Raw genomic sequence first — 3,476 nt, 5'->3', positions numbered from 1 at the left:
GAACTGGTACGAGGAAAACTGGTGAAGCTGGCAGATAGCAGTGAAGGGATTGAGTTCACTGTAACGAAGTTCAGTACATTTACACTAGTTTCTGTAGACGGACTAAATGCTGCTCAACCAGCAAACTATCCGTACATTCAAGGTTTCGGCGCGGACTTCCGTCCAGATGCATATGTAACACGTGCACAGATGGCGGCGATGCTTGCCCGCAATCTGTCGGTTGAAGCAGCAACAGCACCTGCAACAGCGGCAGGCTTTGAAGATGTGGTCGCAACACACTGGGCAGCAAACGAGATTAAGCAAGCGCAGGCTGCTGGTATTATGAATGGCTTGGGCAGCTCCGTGTTTGCGCCAGAAGATTCGATTACACGTGCGCAAATGGCAACGATTGCGTACCGCTGGTTGCAAAAGCAAGAAGCTGATGCAGCGGCGACAACGGGAACGACCTCGGCAGCAACTACAGCTAGCACAAGCACTACTGCGAATGCAGCATCCTTTACCGACGTACCTGCTGATCTGTGGGCAGCAGAAGCGATTGCATACGTGCAATCTGCGGGGCTGATGACAGGTTACCAGGATGGCTCGTTCAAACCTGACGGCAAGCTGACTCGCGCCGAAGCGGTTAAAGTGTTGAACGTATTGTTCAAGCGTTCACCGCTGACAGGGGCAGCAACACCATCCTTTAGCGATGTACCTGCCACACACTGGGCATATGCCGATATTGAAGCGGCGGGCAAGAAGTAGTTTTTCTAACTAGATTAAAGCAGAAGGCCACCCGTAGGGTGGTCTTTTGTTAGGTCTGCAGTTCGGATTAAAAAGTACATCAATGATATCAATGATATAGGTCTTAACACATGTTTATTGTAAAAAAATATTGAAAATGAACAAAAAAAATGTCGTTTTTGCCCTTTTTGTTGGGATATAACCCTTATATTTGCTGAAATGTTCAGAATCCGTTCAGAGTTGTGCAATACAATAGGCCTATATTTTGTTAAACGAGAATAGGGAGGAAAGAGAAATATGCAGTATAGAAAACTAATAAGCATGTTACTCATTCTGGTGTTAGTGGCTCCGTGGCTTGCACCGGCTGGAAAGGTTAGTGCGGGAGCATCATATCCTGAGCCTGGTAACAATGGCTTGATTACCGTGAAGACTGTGGATGATAACTCAGTGGAAATTAAGTGGAATTATGCTTTTTCAGATTCTACTATATCTCCTGAATTGAAATATCGTGTGTTCAAATCCGATAATGCTGATCTGACAAACGCCACTGAAATTAACAATAATGAGTCTGATCTTTCTTATGGCAATTGGATATCTGGTGCAGATTCTACAGATGGTACATTTACACAGTTAATCACTGGGTTACAAGAAGGAAAAACATACTATTTCAATGTCATTGTTCAAGATCGTTATAATTTGGAAATCTCGTACCAAATGCAATCTATTACATTTACGTCACCATTAGGTGAGTTCAACAAGTCTATAGGTCAAAATTATAATCCCTCCAAGATTCTGGAGTTGTTCCAAAATGAAAATTTCATTTCGTTGATACCGGAATTTACTACGCTACCCTCTGAAGAACAAGATGCAATTGTAGCTGTAGCGGGGAAATCATATGCCCCCGGTAATGCGTATCAAAGCAATCAACAGGTAAACTCACTGATCAATTTGATTCAGCAGGGTATAGTAGTTTCAAAAACTACCGATCTGGAAGATATGCAGGAGCGTTTGACAATATATTATGAAAATGCACTGAGCTTTGCAGAATTATTCGGACCTGAGTATGCAAGTATGATTAGACCCAATCTGGATAATTATCTAACAGCATCAAACGTCGATCAGCAGGTAATCGCTTTTAAATTAAGAATGGCGAGAGTAGCTGGAGATTTATCGCTTGAACAATCGGTAATGAGTCTTTCCGCGGCGTTAAGTCAGAATATTGGCTTCAATAAAGCGTCTACAACAAACGATATGATTAATTCCCTTAAAGCACTGTATAACGTGCAATTAGATGCGAAAGCCTACGAGGGCACGGATAAAGAAGCTTCTATTGGAACATTCCCATTGGATTTCGGTAAAATGAAAGACATTCTGTCCAATACCACGAAGATGGAACAGATGGCTGACTGGATGTTATTGAAGAGACCAGGTAATGGATATTCTAAATTTAGCAAAATACAGACAGCATTTAATGACTTTTTCACCAATAATGTGGACCAGACACCTTTAATGCAATTGAACGAAGCAATAGCCAATGAGGATAAGGCAACGATTTTATCCGTATTAAAAGAAAGTGATTTGCTTGCTCAGCGTGATGACTTTAATGAATTAAGCGAGCAAGAACAAAATATAATAGTTGCCACACTAGGGCAATTGATCCCGGAATCGGAATCTTACAATGAAGCTCAGGTACAATTCATCGTAAATGCGAGTATACAGGGACTTAAAGCATATCATTTGGATTACCGGGATATGGCTACTGAATTAAAGGGATTTTATGAGCAAATTCTTGACAAGGGGCCTACACTTTTCTCGCAAAACGACTTTGAACATTTCGAGGCCGCAGCGGACTTCTATCTGGGATTGAATGAAGCAGATCAGCGAATGATTGCTTATCTTGCTAAATTTACTTCAGCCACATTAAATAATGAGTCAGCTATAGGTATCTTGCTGATGGTATCGGATGAGATGCCATTAATTAATAAAGCAGAGACAGCAAGTGCGATGTGGGAGGATTTGAATTTTTACCAGATGTTTCTGATGCAGTACCGTTTGTTCTTGAATACTAATCCTGAGTCAAACTTGGAGGAGTTTCCTCTAGTGTTCGACAATATAGCGACATTATCTAATCAAATTGAACAGCAACAGCTGGCAGAATGGATGCTTAGCGAACGGCCTCTTGGCGGTTATGCTAAATTAAAGGATATTCAAAAAACATTTGATCTGTTTTTTGCTCCAGCGGCACCTGCGGTTTCCGCTGATGATACAGCGAATGTAGTTATTGGTGCGGACGATACGATGGAGTATTCGAAGGACAACGGGATAACATGGAACAAGTTCTTGGGAACAGATCAATTTGAAGGCAATCAAAAAATCGCTGTACGTATAAGAGCCAAAGGAAATACTCCTGTATGGAAATGGACAATTCTTACGTTTACAGCAAATAACTCTACGCCTAACCCGGGTAACAGCGGCGGGGGCAGCACGGGAGGAAACTCAGGCGGTACTGGCGGTGGAACATCTACTACGACACCAGTAACGTCAACCCCTGCACCAACTACTAAGCAAGAGCAACTCGTGGTTGATGTGAATGGAGTTAACGGCTCAAACCTGACCAAAACACCGATCACACGTACAACCGAAACCAATGGAACCGTTAAAGATTTGGTGAAAATGACAGAAGCGATTGCCAAGCAATCGGTTGAAAAAGCGAAACAGCTGGGCACCGATACCGCACGTATCGTCATTCCAGA

1 protein-coding gene and 1 pseudogene are annotated in these 3,476 nt (G+C 42.6%); both read left to right on the top strand.

Annotation, left to right across the window (positions count from 1 at the left end):
- Positions 1–744 (top strand): S-layer homology domain-containing protein (locus tag IEW26_RS29910; RefSeq protein ID WP_229730109.1); only part of this gene is annotated, 744 nt, incomplete at its 5' end.
- A gap of 276 nt (positions 745–1,020) precedes the next feature.
- Positions 1,021–3,476, top strand: a pseudogene (locus IEW26_RS29905) (hypothetical protein); the annotation flags it as partial.

Source organism: Paenibacillus silvae, assembly GCF_014639235.1.
GTDB lineage: Bacteria > Bacillota > Bacilli > Paenibacillales > Paenibacillaceae > Paenibacillus > Paenibacillus silvae.
The sequence above is the reverse complement of the archived record's forward strand: the minus strand, read 5'-3'. Positions and strand labels throughout refer to the sequence as shown.